16 protein-coding genes are annotated in these 18,366 nt (G+C 63.1%); 7 read left to right on the plus strand and 9 right to left on the minus strand.

The annotated features are described in order from the left end of the window. Positions 1-90: 90 nt before the first annotated feature. Complete coding sequence (locus DFP88_RS10770) at positions 91-1,398, minus strand: plasmid recombination protein (RefSeq protein WP_110814487.1); 1,308 nt, start codon at positions 1,396-1,398, stop codon at positions 91-93. Between the two features lie 399 nt (positions 1,399-1,797). After that, positions 1,798-2,766, minus strand: a complete 969-nt coding sequence (locus tag DFP88_RS10775) for a GlxA family transcriptional regulator (RefSeq protein WP_220032320.1) — start codon at positions 2,764-2,766, stop codon at positions 1,798-1,800. A gap of 94 nt (positions 2,767-2,860) precedes the next feature. Here DFP88_RS10775 and DFP88_RS10780 point away from each other — a divergent pair, with 94 nt between their 5' ends. Together DFP88_RS10780 and DFP88_RS10785 are read left to right on the plus strand one after the other, a co-directional pair. Further along, entirely contained in the window at positions 2,861-3,814 is a 954-nt protein-coding gene (locus DFP88_RS10780; protein ID WP_110814490.1) for an alpha/beta fold hydrolase, read from the plus strand. 210 nt (positions 3,815-4,024) lie between these two features. Continuing rightward, positions 4,025-4,657 carry a tyrosine-type recombinase/integrase gene (locus tag DFP88_RS10785; protein ID WP_110814491.1) on the plus strand — a complete coding sequence of 211 codons (633 nt, stop codon included), beginning with the start codon at positions 4,025-4,027 and terminating at the stop codon, positions 4,655-4,657. Positions 4,658-4,861: 204 nt separating this feature from the next. On the opposite strand, the gene DFP88_RS10790 is transcribed toward DFP88_RS10785, so the two are convergent. Then, a complete protein-coding gene (locus DFP88_RS10790) occupies positions 4,862-5,476 on the minus strand; it encodes a TetR/AcrR family transcriptional regulator (protein ID WP_110814492.1) in 615 nt (204 codons plus the stop codon). 103 nt (positions 5,477-5,579) lie between these two features. Here DFP88_RS10790 and DFP88_RS10795 point away from each other — a divergent pair, with 103 nt between their 5' ends. Continuing rightward, complete coding sequence (locus DFP88_RS10795) at positions 5,580-6,767, plus strand: MFS transporter (protein ID WP_110814493.1); 1,188 nt, start codon at positions 5,580-5,582, stop codon at positions 6,765-6,767. 221 nt (positions 6,768-6,988) lie between these two features. Here DFP88_RS10795 and DFP88_RS10800 read toward each other — a convergent pair whose 3' ends face one another. The 3 genes from DFP88_RS10800 to DFP88_RS10810 form a co-directional block, all read right to left on the minus strand. Next, positions 6,989-7,966, minus strand: a complete 978-nt coding sequence (locus DFP88_RS10800) for a zinc-dependent alcohol dehydrogenase family protein (protein ID WP_181418622.1) — start codon at positions 7,964-7,966, stop codon at positions 6,989-6,991. A 384-nt stretch (positions 7,967-8,350) separates the two neighbouring features. Further along, positions 8,351-8,953 carry a HEPN domain-containing protein gene (locus DFP88_RS10805; protein WP_110814495.1) on the minus strand — a complete coding sequence of 201 codons (603 nt, stop codon included), beginning with the start codon at positions 8,951-8,953 and terminating at the stop codon, positions 8,351-8,353. Positions 8,954-8,958: 5 nt separating this feature from the next. After that, positions 8,959-10,002, minus strand: coding sequence for a ParA family protein (locus DFP88_RS10810; protein WP_110814496.1), 1,044 nt, complete (start codon positions 10,000-10,002; stop codon positions 8,959-8,961). A 1,457-nt stretch (positions 10,003-11,459) separates the two neighbouring features. On the opposite strand from DFP88_RS10810, the gene DFP88_RS10815 reads away from it, so the two are divergent. Together DFP88_RS10815 and DFP88_RS10820 are read left to right on the plus strand one after the other, a co-directional pair. Further along, positions 11,460-11,999, plus strand: coding sequence for a hypothetical protein (locus tag DFP88_RS10815; protein ID WP_110814497.1), 540 nt, complete (start codon positions 11,460-11,462; stop codon positions 11,997-11,999). A 171-nt stretch (positions 12,000-12,170) separates the two neighbouring features. Beyond that, complete coding sequence (locus tag DFP88_RS10820; protein ID WP_181418623.1) at positions 12,171-12,995, plus strand: recombinase zinc ribbon domain-containing protein; 825 nt, start codon at positions 12,171-12,173, stop codon at positions 12,993-12,995. A gap of 187 nt (positions 12,996-13,182) precedes the next feature. Here DFP88_RS10820 and DFP88_RS10825 read toward each other — a convergent pair whose 3' ends face one another. Next, positions 13,183-14,412, minus strand: a complete 1,230-nt coding sequence (locus tag DFP88_RS10825) for an oxidoreductase (protein ID WP_245904779.1) — start codon at positions 14,410-14,412, stop codon at positions 13,183-13,185. A gap of 99 nt (positions 14,413-14,511) precedes the next feature. Here DFP88_RS10825 and DFP88_RS10830 point away from each other — a divergent pair, with 99 nt between their 5' ends. Then, on the plus strand, positions 14,512-15,405 hold the full coding sequence (locus tag DFP88_RS10830) for a LysR family transcriptional regulator (protein ID WP_110814499.1): 894 nt from the start codon (positions 14,512-14,514) through the stop codon (positions 15,403-15,405). 237 nt (positions 15,406-15,642) lie between these two features. Then, a complete protein-coding gene (locus DFP88_RS10835) occupies positions 15,643-16,758 on the plus strand; it encodes a THUMP domain-containing class I SAM-dependent RNA methyltransferase (RefSeq protein ID WP_110814500.1) in 1,116 nt (371 codons plus the stop codon). Here DFP88_RS10835 and DFP88_RS10840 read toward each other — a convergent pair. Both DFP88_RS10840 and DFP88_RS10845 read right to left on the minus strand, forming a co-directional pair. Beyond that, entirely contained in the window at positions 16,755-17,513 is a 759-nt protein-coding gene (locus DFP88_RS10840) for an ABC transporter permease (RefSeq protein WP_110814501.1), read from the minus strand. The two genes, DFP88_RS10835 and DFP88_RS10840, sit on opposite strands and share 4 nt — an antisense overlap. Continuing rightward, a complete protein-coding gene (locus DFP88_RS10845; protein WP_110814502.1) occupies positions 17,513-18,307 on the minus strand; it encodes an ABC transporter ATP-binding protein in 795 nt (264 codons plus the stop codon). The genes DFP88_RS10840 and DFP88_RS10845 overlap by 1 nt, the downstream gene beginning before the upstream one ends. Positions 18,308-18,366 lie beyond the last annotated feature (59 nt).

An 18,366-nucleotide genomic window follows, 5' to 3' on the forward strand; every position in this document is an offset into this window, starting at 1 on the left:
TTTCTTTTGATGGTTGGAAGGGGCCATCCCGGCCCCGACCAGTATCTCCGTCCGACTGCTTCTGCCCGGAAGCGCGTGCGGCGAAAAAAGTCATTCGCGCAGTGGCTCCTCCCTCCCTGCTCGCTTCTGGTCTTCTTTCCCTTGGGGTCCGCTGGCGTGCCCACGAAGCGCGATGATGGCGCGGCTGAGCGTCTTGCGAGCCGCGGCAATCTGCCGGCGCGCGCCCATTGGCAGAAGGTTCGCGATCTCGACGATCGCGTTATCCGCGTGGCGGATTTGGTCCAAAGCTCCGGCGACCTCCTCGCGGGCCTTTGCCTGTTGCTCTGCTCGAAGAAGATCGATGGCCTTCCCGAACAGACGCCGCGCCAGCGTCGGCTTGCCGGGGCGAGGTTCGTCTTGCGCCCCGGGGTTCTGGTCTTGCGCCAGGCCGGTGAGATCGCCCTCCGCCACGGCCTGAGCGACCGACAGCACCTCGTCCGCCTGACGATCCTTCAAGTCTGCCCGTGTCTCGCGCTCGGCAAGGGCGGCCTCGGCGTCGCGGACGCTCTCCTCGCGGGCAGCGATGGCGGTGTCGCGCTCGGCAAACTTGCACTCCTGCGCCTCGCGCCATTTGCGCGGGCTGACATGCTGCCGATACTCCGGCAGGGGCTCCTCGGCCTCCTCCAGCCGCTGCCCCGTCTTCTGGTCCTTTCGCAGCTGTGTGTTGTGCTTGATGGCCTCGCGGACCTTCGCCTTCCGGCGCTCGCCGCGCTTAAGCCCGATCTCGGCGGCCGCGAACCAGGCGCCGATATCGTCCTGCCCCGTCTCGTAGTGTCGGATGACCGGATGCTGCGAGGGTTGTAGCATCATGCGCCCGTCCCTGCCGACGGCGCGCGGCAGGATCACGGCATGGATGTGGAAGGCCTTCTCGTCACGGTCCGCGCGCGCATGGACGCAGTCGTCGCCGAAGGTCTTCCTGAGCCAGGCTACGGCAAGCCGTTGGAAAGCCTGCTCGCGGGGCCCGTAGCCGTCCCCGAACGGATCGCCATCGGGCCCCTCGAACCACTCGGCATTGGCCGTAAGGATGACTTCCCGCATTGGCCCATGCCGCGTCGGGCGCCAAGGATCCTTGGGTCCCTCCACCAGCCGCCTCTCGATCTCTGCGGTCCGACGGCGCTTCCGAAGCTGCGCCAGCTCGCGATCGAAGTTCGCGAGCCGCATCCGCTGGATCTCCCGGCGCACGAACTGCGCCCAGTCCTCCCGGCCGATGAGGCGCTTGTTCAGACCTGAGCGGGAAGGGTCCACATGGCCGGTATCACCGCCTTCGCGTTTGCGATGCTTCTCATAGCCCTTGATGGTCTCCGGCCAGAGCCCCTGCATCCGCATGACCACCGGATGTTCCTTCTGCGCCTCTTCCACCTATCGACCTCCTGCTGGGGAGGTCGGGAGATCGGATCATCGTGTCGGAAACGGAAAAGCGAGCTGAGGTTGGACCGACGCGGCGAGGCATGCGCTGCGGATATCAAGGACAGTGGATCGAGGTAGCCTGGTGGCGCCGGGAGAACTCGCAGCCCGAAGCTGGCCAATCGCGGCTTTGGGCGGCCGCTTCGGACAGGAAAACGGAACTTAGCCGGTCTCGGCCCAAACCGGATCATCACATGTCGCGCTTACGCCGCAGTGCAGCCTCTCCAAAGCGGCTGTTGTCATGCCCGGGGGGCATAGGCACATGCTAGGGTCAGCTATGCGGGAAAAGCGTCAATCCGCTGCGATTGTTCCAAGGCCTGCCTTTGCCTTGGCTAACGGCTACGGCAGCGTTGGCTAGACACCAAAATGGTGCCGATACTCCGAGGCTGAGATCCCAGAGATACGCTGGAAGATCTTGCTGAAGGCAGAGGGGTCCTTGTATCCGACCTCCCACGCCACCTGATCCAGGGGACGGTTGGTCAGCTCCAGAATACCTCGGGCTTTGGCCACGCGGGCCTGTTGAATGTACTCGGTCGGGGTGAGCGACGTCGCCTTGGCGAAACGGCGCATGAAGGTTCGTTTTCCCAGGTGTGCAAGATCAGAGAGATCGTCCAGGTTCAGCGATGCAGTCAGATCGGCGTGGATGTGGTGCTGGACACGCAAGACCGCCTGATCCCCATGATCGAAATCCGGAATGAACTCGGTAAACGGAAGCTGCGTGGCTCGCGGCGGCTGGATGACCAGAAATCGGGCCGTCGACAGCATCGTACTGCGTCCGAAGAGACGTTCGACGAGGGTCAGGCCGAGGTCGGTCCAGGCAAGGATGCCGCCCGCTGATATGACATCGCCATCGTCCAGCACCAGATTCCGGTCGGCAACCTCGATCTCCTGGTAGCGTTCTGCAAGATGTTTGGCGAACGCCCAATGCGTCGTCACACGCCTGCCTTTGAGCAATCCGCTTTCAGCCAGAACGAAGGCACCGGCACAGATCGAACAGACGCGACTGCCATCCTTGTGTCTTTCGCGAAGCCACGCGGCCTCTTTTGGCATGGGCTGCATCTGTTCGGGCATGGCGACGCTGGGCGGTGTGATCACGTACCCCAGGCGATGGGGCTCGGTCGGGTGGGTGTCCCAGGCGCAGGTGAGCTCGCCGTCTTCCCCGGCACGCCAATGCGAGACCCGAACCTGTCGCGCGGTGTCACCCTCTGCCCAGTCTCCCGCAATCCGGAACAGATCGGTCAGCCCGTAGATCGCGGACAACTGGCAGTCGGGGTAGATCAGCAGGCCGATCTCGCAGACCCAGCCTCTCTTCGCACTTGTCACTTTTGAACCTCTCTTTGTCATTTGTGACAATCGTAGATCGCCCTCCAAATTGCAACATTGGCTTCATCGAACAAGCCCTGCGGAGCCAGTGACCATGACCCGATACGAACCCACCAGACGCACCGTTTTGCAGGTGGGTGCAGCAACTGCGCTGGTCTCGGCGATACCCGCCGCGCTTGCCGCCCAAACCTCTACTCAACAAGAAGGAGACATCATCATGTCCACCATCGAAACACGCGACGGCACCAAGATTTTCTACAAGGACTGGGGCCCGCGCGATGCGCAGCCGATCGTCTTTCATCACGGCTGGCCGCTCAGCAGCGATGACTGGGACAACCAGATGTTGTTCTTCCTCGCCAACGGGTACCGCGTGATCGCATATGACCGGCGTGGACATGGCCGCTCGGACCAGACCGACCTTGGCCATGACATGGCGACCTATTCAAACGACGTCGTCGATCTTGCCGCGGCGCTTGATTTGCAAAACGCGATCCATGTCGGCCATTCGACAGGCGGCGGTGAAGTCGCGGCCTACGTGGCCAAGGCCGAGTCGGGACGTGTCGCCAAGGCCGCGCTGCTGGGGGCGATCCCGCCCCTAATGCTGCAGACCGACGCCAACCCGGACGGTGTGCCGCTTGAGGTATTCGACGGGTTCCGGGCCGCACTGGCCGCAAACCGTGCGCAGTTCTACCTCGATGTTCCGTCGGGTCCTTTCTACGGCTTCAACCGCGACGGTGCGGATGTCAGCCAGGGTCTGATCAACAACTGGTGGCGCCAGGGCATGATGGGCAGCGCGTCCGCACATTACCAGTGTATCGCGGTGTTCTCCGAGACCGACCAGACCGAGGACCTCAAGGCGATGAACGTGCCGACGCTGGTGATGCACGGCGATGACGACCAAGTCGTCCCGATCGCAAACTCCGCCGAGAAGGCGGTCAAACTTCTGCCGAACGGGACGCTGAAGGTTTACGAGGGCCTGTCGCACGGCTTCTTCGCCACGCACCCCGATCTGGTGAACCCGGACCTGCTCAGCTTCGTGCAGAGCTGAAGCCAGACGCGCCGGGACCCGATACAGGGTCCCGGCCATCACTCCCCTGTCGACCCAGACCGCAGCACGACGAGAGCGGTCCTCTATCCACTTCGCAGAAGCGGACACATTGGGCTCGAAGCCAACCTTCGCTGCGCTGGGGTCATGGTAGGATGGGCCATCGGCTCGATGCCGAAGACGTGGCGGGCGCGGTGGATCGGAGGATCCGTCATGCCCGCCACCAACCTGCCCGTCATCCGCGCCTGCCGCCCCGCCTGGAACAAGGGGCGCCTCGTCGGCCAGAAACGTCCGCTCCAACCGAAGCATGTCTGGGCGATCCGGGTCCGCCTCGAGATTGCAGAGCGGACCCGCGGACTGGCACTCTTCAACCTCGCCATCGACAGTAAGCTGCGCGGCTGCGACCTGGTGCGGCTCAAGGTCGCCGACATTTATGCGGCGGGGCAGGTCAAGCACCGAGGCGCGATCGTTCAGAGCAAGACAGGAAGGCCGGTGAGCTTCGAGATCACTGAAGGGACCCGGAAAGCGATTGGCGTCTGGCTCGAGGCCCCGCTCATGGTTGGATCGGAGCATCTCTGGCCGGGGCGGTTCCTCGAGCGGCCGCACATCTCGACGCGACAGTATGCTCGCCTCGTCCGGAACTGGGTCACCTCTATCGGCCTCGAGCCCAGCTCCTATGGCACCCATTCCATGCGGCGCACCAAGGTTGCGCAGATATACCGAAAGACAGGCAACCTGCGGGCGGTGCAACTCATTCTTGGCCATACGAAGATGGACAGCACAGTGCGTTACCTCGGCGTCGAACTGGAGGATGCGCTGGCAATCGCTGAGGCGGTGGACATCTGAACTGGCTGGGTCGGCTTGTAGCGGCCGGCCCAAACCTGCCGTTCAGTCCCTGACCGATCGCCGCGGTGCAGCTTCATCAAACCGGCCATCCGTCCATCGCGCAGCATTTTCCGAGGATGAAGGTCGGCAGCGCGGACAGAGCTGACATTGGTTTCTCCGAATAGCATGACTGGAGATGCAAAGGCGTGTTGCCGGTCGAGGCCGCTATTTCTCGGTGGGCTGGCAGACACTCCAGCTTGCCATGGCCAAACTTACAGCCCTTTCAAGCGCCTCTCGGCTTGCGCCGTCGCGTGCCGACGTGGCGATCCCGACCATGAACGTGCTGAAAAGGGTCGCGACCGCATGGGCGTCGGTGTCCGGCGGCGTGTGTCCTGATGCAATGTCGCGCTCGACTTGCTTGAAGATCGCGTCGAAGTTCGCCCTTCGCTCCGCCGAAAGAACCTCGGCGGCAAACTGGTTTTCGGGGCCGCAATTCGTCGCAGCTTGCGTCACAAGGCAGCCGATCGGATGAGAGGCATCCGTCTGCATGGCGACGGAGCGGCGCAGACATGTCTCGACCACCTCGCGCGGCGGAAGACTCTCATCCCGCAGGATGTCGGTGACGCTGCCATGCGTGACACGATACCGTTCCACGACTTCCCGGAACAGGGCCTCCTTAGATCCGAAGGCCGCGTAGAAGCTGGTGGGAGAGATGCCGCCCATGGCCTCCTTGAGCATGTTGAGCGTCGTCGGCTCAAAGCCATGTTCCCAGAACAGGTGCATCGCCGCGTCGAGCGCCGCGTCGCGGTCGAAGCCGCGCGGTCTTCCGGTTCTTGCCATGTTGGTCCTCCTGACGATTAATGAATTAGTTGATACAGAAGTCATTGACAAGGGCGGTAACCGTCCTCTAATTCCGTATCGTTCGATACGGAATGGACTCCCAATGACAACCACGACACATTTTGGCGCTGAAGAGCGCCTCCCCATCGCGGCCCTGCTGGCGCTGGCGATGACAGGCTTTATCTGCATTGCGACCGAGACCTTGCCTGCGGGGTTGCTGCCGCAGATGTCCGATGGGCTCGGTGTTTCACCCTCCCTGGCAGGACAAACCGTGACGGCCTATGCGTTCGGCTCGCTCGTGGCGGCCATTCCCCTGACGATCCTGACGCAAACATGGCCACGTCGGTCTGTGCTACTGCTGACCGTCTTCGGCTTTCTGATCTTCAACTCAGCGACAGCCCTGTCGGAGAGCTATTGGCTGACCATGGGCGCGCGGTTCATGGCCGGGGCGGCAGCAGGGCTCGCGTGGAGCCTGATCGGCGGATACGCGCGGCGAATGGTTTCGGCGGCGCAGCAAGGGCGAGCAATGGCCATTGCGATGGTGGGCACGCCTGTTGCCCTCTCTCTGGGCGTTCCGCTCGGCACATGGCTTGGAACCGCCATCGGATGGCAGATGGCCTTCGCGGTCATGTCCGGGCTATCCGCCCTGCTGATCGCGTGGATCCTGATTGCCGTGCCGGACCATCCGGGCCAGAAAGCGGAAAGCCGAATTCGTCTTGGCAGCGTCATTGCCATGCCAGGTGTGCGCGCGGTTCTCGCCGTGGTGCTGCTCTGGATGCTCGGCCACAATATCCTTTATACCTACATCGCGCCATTCGCGGAACGCGCCGACTTGGGCGATCGCGTAGATCTCGTGCTGCTGATCTTTGGCGTTGCATCCTTGCTGGGCATCTGGATTTCAGGACAATTGGTCGATCGCGCGTTGCGCCGTTCGGTCCTGATCAGCCTGTCGGTTTTCGCTCTGATGGCTCTTGCTCTGGGTCTGTTCGGGCACCATCCTGAAACGGTCCTCATTGCCGCCGTGGTCTGGGGCCTGACTTTTGGTGGCGCTGCAACCTTCCTTCAGACGGCCCTTGCCGATACCGCCGGTGAAGGCGCGGACGTTGCTCTGTCAATGAATGTCGTGGTGTGGAATTCCGCGATTGCCTCTGGAAGCATCGTGGGCGGTATTCTTCTCGATGCCGCAGGAGCGGGCGCGTTTCCATGGGCGGTCTTTATCCTGGCGGTTGCGGGCGTCATTGTCACATTCGGTGCGCGCAGATCTGGCTTCCGTCCCGGAAGCCGCGGATAAGGCATCTGACGAAGGACGGCGTCGAGCTCGAGGCGGTCATACGGCGGCGCCGCACGAGGCACACGCGTGGTTGCCCCAAGTGCGCCGTCGCTCACGGCCCTCTCCGGACATTCGCCGGGTAGGCTATCGCTGCAGTGCGGTTTCCGCGAACCGGCCATTCGGGTCTCGCCGCAGCATTTCCAACGATTCAAGGTCGGCAGTGCGGACGAAGCTGTCCTTGCTCAGTTGAGGCTGCAAAAGTCGAGTATCGGCTTCTGGCCACCGGGACGCTCGGCCTCGGCAAGGGCGTCTTGCCATTGCTGGGCGGGGAATACTCTTGGCTCTGCGGGCGGGGCGCCTTCGAGCAACGGCCAGATGTCGGAGAACGCGGCCTGCATCCCCAGTCCTGCCAAGACCGTGAAGTGATCGCGCATGTGAAACCGGTGATAGCGCGCCCTGACCCCGGCTCCGGTCGTCACTGGTTTGCCCGTCAGAAGGCCATAGGCCACGAAGTTCGCCTCCCCGCGCATCCCTTGCAGAACATGGGTCCCGATGTCGCCGCCCAGAGAGTCGAAGGCAATGTCGGCCAAGGCGGAGGCCTTCGAAATGGCACTGAGATCCTGGGTCGAAATCGGTTCGATCCCCACTTGGCGCAACCGATCCTTCCGGCTCTCCGAACGATAGAGTCCCATGACACGCGTGGCGCCGTGGGCTATGGCCCACCGTCCCAAATGTTCGGCACAGCTAGATCCCGCGCCACTGAGCAGAACCACCTTGCCGCGGGCGGGCCATAGCCGAAGCATCGTGGCGGCAGCCATGGGATTGATATAGGCCCGCGCCGCAACGATGTCGGGAACCGTGTCGGGCACCTCCACGGCATGGTGGGCCGGACAATCGACATAGGTTTGCCAGGTGCCTTCTCCCCGCAGCGGCAGGACACGTCGACCGACCATGTGTGAGAGGGCCTCCGGAGCTTCAACCACACGCCCGACACCTTCGTATCCCGCGACGGCCGGCAGCGAAATGCGATGTGCATAGGCTCCGGTGATCGGGATCAGATCGGAGGGATTGACCGACGCATGTGAGACTTTCACGCGAAGTGTCCCAGGGGCGCGTGGCGGCAGCTCGCGATCGAGCATTTCAAGCGTCGTATGTGGCGCGCCGAATGTCCTGTAGATGAACGAGACACGCTTTCGGACCGGAAGGCTTTTGCTAGACATGCATTGCCTTAGCCCAAGACAAGACCGTCAGGAAAGGGCTCGAAGCGGACTTGCGGCAGCGCAGCACAAGGCACACGCGTGGTTGCCCCAAGTGCGCCGTAGCTCACGGCCCATTGCGGACCTAAACCCAGCTGCGCAACCTGGCCCGCTCCCGCCCTGAACCCGCCGTTCATAACCCTGTCCCGACACTGCCGCTTCGGGCCCTATAGCATTCTTTCAGAAAACCCGCCCATTGCCCACCGCCTCAATTCAACACTGGGACCGGCGACAGAAGTGCACCCACCCTCGCCCATACCAAAGTTGAAACCTCAAAATCATAAAGTCGCGCAAGTGCGGATTTCATTAAGGCCCTCTTTGCGAAATAATCAAATCGGTCAAATAGTTTTACAAGTCAACAATCTGATCAATTGCCCCAGAAATTCTATCGACACACTCCACGACACCCAAGACATCATCGGAACGGATGGGCCAACGAACTCCAAAAGTTGGATCAATGTCAGCCTCATGAGCAATCTTATTTCGACGCTCGACTACTAGAATTAGATGTTGTTTAACCTGTTTGGCAGGCTCACTAAGTATAGACCCAACTTCATCCCAAAGCTTTACCTCTGAGACACAACGAACAGCATCAGCGATTTTGTCTGGATGCTGGAAGGCCAAATAGCCATGTTGTACACGAATGTCATTTTCAACGTTATTGCGGGAACCGGAAATGTTGGTATATCCGGTGAAGTTACCCAAGTTTACTCGAAGCCTAGAGTAGCCAGGCACGTCAGCTCTCTTGCCGTCAAAGATGTCCATCAGAGCTGCTCGAACCAATTCATGTATAAAGCTATCCAGGGCACTCACTGACAACACATGAGCGGCACGAAGAATGTCAGAAATGTCAACGGCACTCGTTAAGTTCGCTGACATCGAGTCGTGGAACCCAATCAGAGAGCGAACTCTCTGAGCGTTCTCAAGGTACGCGTCGAAGTAGCGACTCATCTGATTCAATCAATCAGCATAATTATTTTGTCAGCTGCTTCTGAAAAAAGCTTGTTGAATCGATCCATGGATTTCTTTATTCGCTCTAAAACAATTCCACTTTGCTCCAACTGCGCATCACTTAAAGCGAATACCGGAGAGCTGTGTTTCTGAGACTGCGCGATGAGCCCATTAAAGTCGGACATCTGCAGAATAGGACCCCCAGCAGAAATTCCCGCCCTTGTGTAACGTTCCTCGTTCAGCAACATCCCAGACTTCTTGAGGGTTGGGATCAAAACAGATGCAGTTTTATCAACGATTTCATCAATCCATTTTTGAAAAGCCGTACTTGCCGTATTGCCACTACGAAGCCGATACTTTTGGATAATTGTGCCTAAAAATTTGGGCCCAACATCAGGAAGTGGATAGGTTGCATCTTGAAGAGTGCTGATTGCTAGGGCGCGTGTAAGCCACTCGCGCCATTTCGGAAGCACATTTGCTAGTGAATCGATGGCCATGACAGAGAAATAGTCTGGCGCCATAGGCACGAGAAAAAAGTGGCTTGTCGTTAATAGATTTTGATTTATCGGGCCGAGACTTGGAGACATATCTACGATGATGATGTCGGCTCCAACTGCTTCTGCCGTTATCCTAAAAAGATGCGGCATGGCCCCGGGAAGATTCTGAAGCGTCGGCAACGATCCAGATAGCTCTTGCGCAATCCCTAAAGTTGTTTCGTACTCAGCAAGCCCAATATGACCTGGGAGCAAGAAAAGGTTTTCCTGATCTTCTAAGCTCTGGCACTCGACTGGCGCCAACGGGATGGGTTTCGATTCAAAAGCTGGCGCCAGACCGTCACGAATGTTCTTTATGCCTTTCCCCCTATACAGTTGCTCCAATTCGTGAGCCGCAGTGAATCCCATAAACATGCCGGTCAGATTACACTGAGGATCACAGTCAACCAAAAGAACCTTTTTTCCTTTCTGAGCCAGCATATATCCAAGGTTAAAAGCCGTTGTAGTCTTACTGACTCCACCCTTGTGATTGAAAAGCGCAATTTGTTTAGGCAATTTATAGACCTTCTATAAAGCTGTGGGTTCGCATCCATACTAGGCGAGTGAAGAAAGTCGCTGACCTTGTGTAAATGAGTTTCCCAATGGTATCAACATATCAAACTAAGCCACCTCAGAGCCCGCTGAAGCCGAGTCCTTCCTGCTCGTAACTATGAGATATATTCCTTCTGCGTGAGTGGACGATAGGTTCACGACCGCCATATCCTCGCATTAGTTTCAATAAATCCCCTTAGTTCCAGTGTATCAAAATCCGCGGATTATTACAAATGCCCAGGTCTACGTACTCGTGCCAATTCGCAAAGCAACATCACAACTAGATAAGACGCAATTTGCCTATTGCGGCCACAGTAAGGCCTAAGGCCGCGCGTCCAGATTACCTCGCTCTCGCACAGTATCGCCGTCGCCAGTCAATACTTGCCAACAAGGAAGTCGTGAATCATCGTTAAATGTAGCTTACTTCTCCGCCCGATCGGGCGCTCATGTCTCGTGAACCGGATGACCGCTTGCCGCCCTTCCGGGACCTACCTCGCGCCCGCGGCGAAGGTCGGCTTGCCGCCCTTCCGCGACCTTCGGGCTAGGCGCAGCGAAGGACCGCTTTCCGCCCTTCCGCGACCTTCGGGGCGGGCCCAGCCAAGGTCCGCTCTCGCGGTTGGTGTGAGCCACAATAGCCAAGCGTTTTTGAGCACTCGATTCCTTGGCTTTGTAGCGCGCTACCTGCCTCTAGCGGTCCAACAGGACGAAGCGTCCGTTCGAGAGCAATCGCTTAGGGTCCGGGCCAACGCCTGCCGCAGCGATAGCTGCGCGGGGGTGTCTACTCACTAAGTAGCCCGCGCAGTTGGCGCGTGCCGCGCCTTTGTGCTCGGGCTACCCGTTCGGCAGGGGCGAGCCCCTGCACCCCGGCGCCGCTGGCGCGCCGCTCGGGAGACGCTCCGCCCTCCCGAACCCGCCAGGGGCTTTCAGCCGGACCATGGGGTGAACCGCCCCTCTGGACACCCAGGGCAGGAGGACACGCGCCGTTCTCCTGCACCTCTCGGCGTCTCCCGACGGGCTCGGGGGCGTTCCGCACTCCCCGTTCGCCATTGCGATCCCTCCCCCGGACGGATCGCGGCCATGGCTCACCCCCAGGCTCCCGGAGGATGCCGCTCCACGCTCGCGGCGGCACCCGTCCACCGGACGGATGCTTGGCCGCCGCTCACCCTCCGAACCTCCCCCACTCCCGGGGAGATCGTTCCGCACCTCTCCCCGAGCCCCTTCGGCTCGCTTCCCTGCGGGGTCGAGAGGGACGCCCTCTCGACCCTCTCCCACCAGCGCATGGAGCAACGGCATGGCAAAGGTAGCAGGGCCAACCCCTTCCGCCGTGCGCGCGTCTCGTGACGCGCACGGCGGAAGGTCCCGGCCGAAAGAGGTAAGGGACAGATCGCGCGCGTCGGACATTCACAATCAAGGACCCGACAATGCTCGACAGCACCACCACCATTCTCGCGATGACGCCCGCGTGGCAGGACCACCTGTCGCCCGGCGATATCGTCAGCTTCCGCTTCCCGGTTCGGGAGGCCGGGCCGGGGGACAGGCTAAAGGCGCGGCCCTGCCTCGTCCTCGAGATCGAGGAGATGGCGGGACAGCGTTTCGCTCTCCTCGCCTATGGCACCAGCTCACCGCGCCGGGCCAACTGGGGCTACGAGGTGCATGCGCTGCACCATGAGGACCACGCCACCTTCGGCCTCGACCGTCCCACGCGCTTCATCGGCAAGCGGCGGCTGATGGTCTCTCTCGACAACTCCGGCTTCGCCAGCTGCCGCGGCACCGGCTCCCCCGTTCTCGGCCAGCTGTCCGGCGGCCCGGCCGAACGGCTGCTCGTGGTGCGCGCCCGCATCCAGGCAGAGCGCGACATGGCAGCCGAGATGTTCGCGGATCGCCGGCGGCGGCGCATGGCGCCTGTCGTGGTCGAGCGGCGCAGGCCGAAGCAGATGATCCGCGCGGGAGGCGCGGCATGAGGGGGGGGACTGGACCGTTTCCTGCTCAGCCGGCCGGCTGACCGCCCTCGTCGAACTCGCGCTCGGCCAGGCCCGGCGGAGCCGCGCCGCGATCCTCGACACCGTGCAACCACGCGCAGCTACCACCCCGAGACCGGCGCCAAGCGCACCAAGCAGACGCCGACAGAGGTTGTGGAGATCGAGATCCCGCAGCTGCGGATCGTGCCGCAGGAGCTTTGGGACGCCGTGCAGGCGGAGCTGGCCCGCCGCAGCACCCGGTGCAGAGCAGCCGCCAACCCGGTCGCGGCGCGGCGCAGTCGGCATCTCTTCTCCGGCCTGCTGATCTGCGGCTGCTGCGGAAAGCCCTACGTCAAGCACAGCCGCACCAGCTTCAAATGCGGCGAAGCGCGCAAGGGCGCCTGCACCAATTACGTCGCGATCTCGCAAAAGCGGATCGAGGCCCGTGTCTTCGGTCGCCTGCGCGAGGCGTTCCTGTCGCCCGAGTCCACCGCCCGCTTCCAGGCCGCCGTCACCGCCGAGCGCGAGAAGCTCGGCGCCATCGACATCGAGGGCGAGATCACCCGGCTGGAAGGCGCGCGCGGCGAGGCTCGGTCCCGCCTCGCCGGGATCATGACCTCGATCGAGCAGGGCGCTCCCTATGCCTTGTTCAAGGCGCGGACCGAGGAACTGGACGCCGAGATCACGGCAGTCGAGGACGGTCTCGCCAAGGCCAGGGCCCGCCTCTCCGCCCGAGATTCAGTGCAGGTCGATATCGCCCAGGTCTACGCTCGGGCCGTCGAGCGAATGGAGATGCTGCTGGGCGACCCTGACCTCGTCGAGCAAGCACGCGAGTTCCTCGCCGTGCTGATCCACCGGATCGTGCTGACTCCCGATGAAAAGGCGGCGCACGGCCTCGGGGCCGTGATCGAGGCGGACCACTGCAGCTTGCTGCCAGGCGGTGTCGGAGATGAGACCACGGCGGCGGCGGACAGGCGCATCACCAGCATTCCGTGCTGAGGCGTTTCCGCTGCCGAAGGCAGCATGCGCACCGTCGCCTGCACTTGGGCGCCGTGACATGATTACTGTCGGTTCTAAGGCGGGCGACTTTCCTCCTGCCCACGCAGGCATGCAGGCCTTCAATGCACGTCGCGTGCAGGGCGGCTATGCCGGGCGAAGCTGCTGCTATTGCTGCAACCCTCGTTGATCAAACGTAGTCAAAATGGCTGCGCCAAGTATCGGCCTTTCGCTGTTCACGATCGGTGTAGGTGACCACGGCCTGATCGAGATTATTGCCGGAAAGATGGTCCATATCCTCGGCGATCTCCGCCAAGCGCATCGTATACCAGGCGGTCACGCCTCCTTCCGGAGGTGAAGTGAAGCGCGGGAAGGCGGGTGCCGTTGCTTCGCCGCGCCGCCAGAGGTTGGTGACCTCCGGTATGATCGCGAAGGCGCGCGCGAGGCCCACGCCGTCGGCGGTGCCCTCTGATATGATCTTTTCCGCTTGGTCCATGGTCTTGATCCCCCCGGTCAGAAGCAGAGGTTTTGCCGTCATGGACCGCGCGGATCGGGCGAACGAAGCAAAGTACGCACCGGATCCGCGATGCTCCGAGGTTGCCGGTGCCCCTGGAAAGTAGGTGCCGCCGCTGATCTCGATGAGGTCGATGGAGGACTGCTCGAGTGCCGCGACGAATTTCAGGGCGTCCGTCTCGGTCAATCCGCCATCCAGCCGGTCTGTTGCGTTGATCTTGATCGCGATGGGAAAGGCCGGTCCAACGGCTGCGCGGACGGCATCGACGATCTCGAGCACAATCTGCATACGCGCCTCGATTGAGCCGCCATACGCATCCTCCCGCCGGTTGAAGAGCGGCGAGAGGAACTGGCTCAGAAGGAAGCCATGCGCCGCATGCAGCTGGACGCCCCCGAAGCCGGCAACCTGGGCAAGGCGCGCCGTGCGCGCGAACAGTGCCGGAAGGGCGGCGATCTCGTCCGCCTTCAGAGCGACAGAGGACAGTTCCGGCAGATCCAGTGCGCTCGGCCCCTTCGGTGTCCCAATCGCCGGATCGGTCAGTGCGCCTGCATGGCCGAGCTGAAGCCAGAGCTGACCGCCCCCCCTCATGCCCTCGCGCGCCAATCGAGCGAACCGGTTCAGGTCGGACTCGCCATCGAGCACGAGGTTTCCCGCAGCTTCCGGAAACCGCGCATCGCCCTGAACTTCGCCGATGATGGAGACGGCCGCGCCGCCCTGAGACCATTTGCGATAGAGGGCGGCCTGGGCGTCCGTCGGATGACCGCTCCCGTCTGCCAGACGGTCGGACATCGCGGATTTCATGATGCGATTTCGAAGAACCGCGCCGCAGGGAAGGCGCAGGGGAGTGAAGAGCGGATTGCGGTCTTCGCCAGCAGAGGCGCTGGCTGCGTAGAGTGACAGAGGCACGGGCGATTCCTTCCTTTGTGGAACGACCGATGACTGACATGCTGATGGAAGCGTGATAATCCAGTCTAATGGACCGGGTAACGTGAACTGAGAGAACGAATGGCGCAGGATGGTGAGCTCGACCTCTTCCACGCGATCCTCGATGCGGGAAGCTTTGCGGGTGCCGCCCGGCAGCTCGGCGTAACACCCTCTGCAGTCAGCAAGCGTATCTCGCAGATGGAAGGGCGGATCGGTGCCCCTCTCTTCGTCCGGACCACTCGCCGCATGACGCTGACGGAGGCCGGTCGGACCTATGCCGCGGGGACGAAGGATATCCTGGCGAGATTGACTCAGGTCGAGAACGACATCGCCGAAGGCACGGGGGCGATCCGCGGACCGATCCGCATGACGGCTTCGACCGCACTTGGGCGACGTAAGGTGCTACCCATCGTCCTCGATTTCTCGGAGAGCTATCCGGATGTGGACATCGATCTTACGCTGACCGACGCGCTCGTCGATCTGGTCGAAGACCGGTATGATCTGGCGGTGCGCAGCGCTGTCCTGCCTGACTCCAGCCTGATCGCCAGGCGGCTGGCTGACAACAGGCGGATCATCTGCGCCTCACCCGATTACGTGGAGCGACGCGGTGCGCCAACCGTGCCGGAAGACCTTTCCGGACACGCCTGCCTGACCTTGAACGTCTCGGGACCATTCAACGCTTGGAGGCTGATGGGTGACCGAGACTCTCCCACCGACTTGGGGCGTGGATTCAGTTGCAATTCACTCGATGCCTTGCACGCCGCCTGCCTCAGGGGATTGGGCATCGCCCGACTGCCCTCTTTTCTCGTCGCCGACGATATCGTCGCAGGCCGGCTCCTGGCTTTGTTGAGCGAAGCCGAAGAGCGCAGCGACCGATCCGCAATCTCGCTTTTGCGTCCACCCAACGAAGTCGTTCCACGCCGGGTGCGCCTTCTCGTGGATGCTCTCGTAGAGGGCTTTCGTCACCACGTCTGAGCGGGCCGCGCGCGGCAGATTGGGCGCGGAGCGGGCCTTTGCCGCATCTGGCGTCAGTGGAGGCGTTGCCCGCCGTCAAGGTAGCTGGCAGTCGGAACCTGCCGCCGCTTCAATGCGCAAACAACGGCCGGGCAGGGGGCGCTGCCCCCGCCTCGGCTGCGCCGAGCCTCCCCCGGGATATTTGAATAGAGAAGAGGGGGGCTGGCGGCAGGGGGCGCCGGGCGCTAGGGCGCTGGGATGGAGTTCGAGATTTTCCTGACCGCCCTTCCGGGGCTGGAGCCTGTTTTGGCCGAGGAGGCGCAAGCGCTGGGCCTTGGGCCCTGCCGGGTCGAGGCGGGCGGCGTGACGATCCGCGGCGGCTGGCCCGCGGTATGGCGGGCGCATCTGGGCCTGCGCACGGCCGGGCGGGTGCTGGTGCGGGTGGCGGAGTTCCGGGCCATGCATCTCGCGCAGCTCGACAAGCGGTCGCGAAAGCTGGACTGGCCGGCGCTGCTGCCGAAGGGGCGCGCGCTGAGCGTCGAGGCGACCTGCCGCCGCTCGAAGATCTACCACGACCGGGCCGCGGCCCAGCGCATCGGGACCGCCGCGCGCGAGGCGATGGGCGCGCCGGAGAAACCCGCCGAGGGGGAGGAGCCGCTGAAGATCCTCGCCCGGATCGAGGATGACCTCGTCACCCTCAGCCTCGACGCCTCTGGCGCGCCGCTGCACCGGCGCGGGCTGAAACAGGCCGTGGGCAAGGCGCCGCTGCGCGAGACCATGGCCGCCGCCTTCCTGATGCAGATGGGCTACGACGGCACGCAGCCGGTTCTCGATCCGATGTGCGGATCGGGCACCTTCCCGATCGAGGCGGCGGAGATCGCGGCAGGCCTGCTGCCGGGCCGGGCGCGCGATTTCGGCTTTCAGGCCTTTCCCAGCTTCGATGCCCGCGCCTTCGAGGCGCTGAAGGTGGAGATGACGCGGGCCGCGCCCGAAGTGCTGCCGGCCTTTCGCGGCTCTGACCGCGACCAGGGCGCCGTGGCCAGTGCCACGGCCAATGCCGCGCGGGCGGGGCTGGGCGAGGCCGTGCTCTTCGAGCGGAAGGCCGTGTCGGAGATCGTGCCGCCCGAGGGGCCGCCGGGTCTTGTCATGGTCAATCCGCCCTATGGTGGGCGGATCGGCAACAAGAAGATGCTCTACGGTCTTTATGCCGCGCTGGGCGGGGTGCTGAAGGAGCGCTTTGCCGGCTGGCGGCTGGGCCTCGTCACTTCGGAGCCGGGGCTCGCGAAGGCTGTGGGGATCCCGCTGCAGCCCGCAGGCCCCTCCGTGCCGCATGGCGGGCTGAGCGTCAGCCTCTGGCAGTCGGGCCCGCTTTAGCCCGCGGGCCGCACCGCCCAGCCGGCAAAGATCCGCTCCAGCCAGACGACGCCGTAGTAGAGCAGGATCCCCAGCACGGCGAGGGCGATGAGCACCGCGAACATCAGCGGGTAGTTCGAGTTCGTTTGCCCCGAGAGGAACAGCGCCCCCAGCCCCTTGCCATGCGGGCTGACGATCTCGACGAGGTTGGTGCCGATGAAGGCAAGGGTCACGGCGACCTTTAGCGCCCCGAAGAACTCCGGCAGGGTCTTGGGCAGGGCGATCTTCCGGAAGATCGCCATCCGGCTGGCGCCGAGCGCGCGCAGGATGTCGCGATACTCCGGCTCCAGCGTCGACAGGCCGATCCCGACCGAGACGGCGATCGGGAAGAAGCTGATCAGGAAGGCCATCAGCACCGTGTTGAAATCGTGCTGCCCGATGAAAAGCAGCGCCAGCACCGGCACCAGCGTCGCCTTGGGGATCGCGTTGAAGCCGACGAGCAGCGGGTAGAGCGCGTCGTTGGCCACGCGCGAGAAGCCCATGATCATCCCGAGGATCATGCCGCCGATCACCGCCAGCACCAGCCCCGCCACGGTCCGCCAGAGCGTCTGCCAGGCGCCGAGGAGGAAGAGATCCCAGAACCGCGCGTAGGCTGCCGGCAGGTCCGAGGGCGAGGCCATGACGTAGTTCGGCCAGCCGTTCACCTGCACCAGCGCCTCCCAGGCGAGGCAGAAGACGAGGAGGGCGAGGACGGGCACGCCGATCTGCCGCAGCATCACGCGGCCTCCTGCGCTGGGCCGCGGCCCTGGGCGATGCGGATCTGGTCGCGCAGCAGGTGCAGCATCTCGCCCGCCTTGGGCTGGTAGAGGATGTCGATCTCTCGGTCGGCGGGCAGATCGACATCGAGGACGTATTGCGTGCGCGCCGGGCGCCCCGAGAGGACGACGACCTGATCGCCGAGGAAAACCGATTCGCGCAGGTCATGGGTGATGAGGATGGCTGTGAAGGGCTCCTGCCGGCGCAGGTCGCGCATCGTTTGCCACAGGTCCTCGCGCGTGAAATTGTCGAGCGCGCCGAAGGGCTCGTCGAGGATCAGCACCTCGGGCCGGTGCACGATGGCGCGGCAGAGCGAGGCGCGCTGGCGCATCCCGCCAGACAGCTCCGACGGGCGCTTGTTTTCGAAGCCGGCCAGCCCGACGAGGTCGAGAAGCTCCATCGCGCGTGCGACGCGGTCCCGGCGCGGCATGCGCGGGGCAACGATCTCGAGCGGCAGGATCACGTTGTCGAGGATGCTGCGCCATTCCAGCAGGACGGGGTTCTGGAAAGCCATGCCGACTGTGCTGCGCGGGCTGGTGACCGGGCTGCCGTGCAGCCGCACCTCGCCCGCGTCGGGGCGCATCAGCCCGGCGACCAGCCGCGTCAGCGTCGATTTCCCGCAGCCCGAGGGGCCGACGACGGCGGCGAAGGCGCCCTCGGGCACCGAGAGGGTCAGCCCGTCCAGCACGGGCAGCGGGCCGGCCGGGGTCTTGTAGGCGTGGCGGACGTCGGTGATCTCGATCAGGTCGGGCATCGGGCGCTTTCGGCGGGACTGGTGACAGCGGGGCCGGGCCGTGAGGCCCGACCCCAGTG

Source organism: Pseudoroseicyclus aestuarii, assembly GCF_003217255.1.
Lineage (GTDB): Bacteria > Pseudomonadota > Alphaproteobacteria > Rhodobacterales > Rhodobacteraceae > Pseudoroseicyclus > Pseudoroseicyclus aestuarii.